The following is a 2,258-nucleotide window of genomic DNA, read 5'->3' as shown; positions in this document are numbered from 1 at the left end:
GGTGACGCTGTGTTCGTCGTAGACTCTGCGCACTTCCGTGCCGTTTTGCCACTCGCGCACCACCCGGTCGCGCAGGTCGTATTCCAGCTGCACGTGGCTGACCGACGACGTCACCTCGGTCAGTCGTCCCACCGCGTCATAGCGATAGTGCACCGTCTCTTCCGGCGAGGTTTCCTGTATCAGCAGACCGCGTCCGTCGTACTGGAAGCGACGCCGTTCGCCTTCGCCGTTGCGCACCTCGATGCAGTGCCCGTCTTCGTCGTAACCGTAGTGGGTGACCGTGCCGGCCATATCCTGTTCGCGGATGACTCGGCCGTCCGCATCCAGCCACCACTGCCAGCGGCTGCCGTCCGGGGCGGTGACCGATGTCAGCTGCTGCGTCTCCGGGTCATAATCGTAGCGCCAGGTCCGGCCCTGTGCATCGGTGCGCGAGCGCAGCAGGTCGAACGCGCCGTAGCTCTGACGCCACATCGCCCCGTTGCCGTCCACATAGCTCAGCAGATTTTTGTGGCGGTCGTACTGACGCTGCTCATCGCGTTCATCCGGGCGCAACAGCTGCTCCGGCAGACGCCAGCTGGCCCGCCGGTAGCCAAACCGATACGCCGCGCCGTCCGGGCGCAGCCACTGCACCACCCGGTCCTGCGGGTCGTAGCGCAGGTGCTGCATCCGGCCTTCCGCGTCCGTGGCGCTCAGCAGGCGCTGGCGATGGTCATACTGCAACCGCGCCTGCACCTCGCCGGCCCGGTCGCTGACCTGGGTCAGCAGCCCGTAGCGATTCCACGTGAAGTGCACTTCGCGGGCGTCGGGGCCGGTCAGCCGCACCGGGTCGCCCGCCGCGTCATACTCCCACGCCCAGGTGCGCCCCAGCGGGTCCGTCACGCCGCAAAGCCGTTCCTGCTCGTCATAGTCGTAGGCCCACATCTGACCACCGCCGTCGGTGAAGGTGCTGACCAGTCCGGTTTGCTCCAGATAGCTGAAGGCGGTGACGCGCCCCTGCGGCGAAATCTCCCGCAGCAGGTTGCCATGCTGGTCATACTCGTAGCGGGTCTCGTGGCCCAGCGGCGAGCGCTGATAGCTCATCAGCGACAGGTCGTTAAAACCGTATTCGCTGCGGTGTCCCTGACCGTCGGTCATGATGACGCGGTTGGGGTAATATTCGAAGCGTCCGGTCAGAAAGCCATCGGCGCAGGTGGNGAAGACGCAGCGCCCCTGTTCGTCATACTCGTAACGCGCCCAGGTCTGGTCGTGGTCGTCCCAGCGCGTCAGCCGGTTGGCCGCATCATACTCGTAGTAGAGGTGGTACAGCTGGGTGGCGTCCGCCTCCATCAGGCGGCCCAGTTCGTCCTGACGGTACAATGCCAGCTCGGTGCGCTGGGCGCCGTCGGTGCGGATAAGCTGATGCACGAAGTCACCCTGCCACACCAACCGTATTTCGATACCGTCGCTGTGCCGCACCTGTTGCAGGCGGCCCTGCCTGTCACGCAGCAGGGCGATGTGGTTGTCATGGGTGTCGCGGATTTCACTCAGCAGCCGCGTATCGCCTTGCACCACGCTGAATGTGCGCCAGGTCTGGCTGTCCCGGTGCCACAGGCTGAAACCTTCGCCGCGGCGGTGGAGGGTAAACGCGGGGTAGAGCGGGCAGAACACCGCCTGGATGTCCTGATGGAAGGTGAAGTCGATGTCAAAGCCCTGTGCCAGCGTGATGACGACATGGGTATTCAATCCTTCCTGACTGACCCGGGCGACTTCGCTCCAGCTGTCGTGCCAGCCGTGTCCCAGCAACCCCGAATGCGACGAGGCCGAGCGGTAGGTGCGCTCGAACACCAGCGGCAGCGTCTGTCCCAGCGCGATATCCTGCCGCGACTCAATCACGTCGCCGCTGGCGATATACACCGGGTCTTTCAGGAAGGCTTTTATCGATTCCTTGACGCGTGCCAGCCCCTTACTCTCGCGAAAGGCGCGACTGGCGCACCCCGCGATGCGCTTTAACTCCCGGGCGGTCACCAAGGCGCCGGCGTACATCCCCCTGAGCGCGGCCCGGGGGTGGGTCAACAATCGTCCCAGCCCTTTGAACAGGCCCCGGCTCGGCGGCACCAAAAACTCAACGCCAATCAGAATGGCTTTCTCCCACCAGCTGAATTCATCCTGAATGTCCAAAAGGGTCTGCTGTCCCGCACCGAAGTAAACGGTAGATGCCCCTTCCTTCAGGGTGCCGCCGCATACGGTTTTATCATCGATGCGCGCCGCGGCGTGCTGAT

1 protein-coding gene is annotated in these 2,258 nt (G+C 64.4%); it reads right to left on the bottom strand.

What is annotated here, in order from left to right; translation table 11 throughout:
• Nucleotides 1-2,258 (bottom strand): DUF6531 domain-containing protein (locus RZ35_RS16820; RefSeq protein WP_026744345.1); only part of this gene is annotated, 2,258 nt, incomplete at both ends.

Source organism: Lonsdalea quercina subsp. quercina (assembly GCF_000688655.1).
Lineage (GTDB): Bacteria > Pseudomonadota > Gammaproteobacteria > Enterobacterales > Enterobacteriaceae > Lonsdalea > Lonsdalea quercina.
This window is presented reverse-complemented; position numbering and strand designations above follow the sequence as displayed.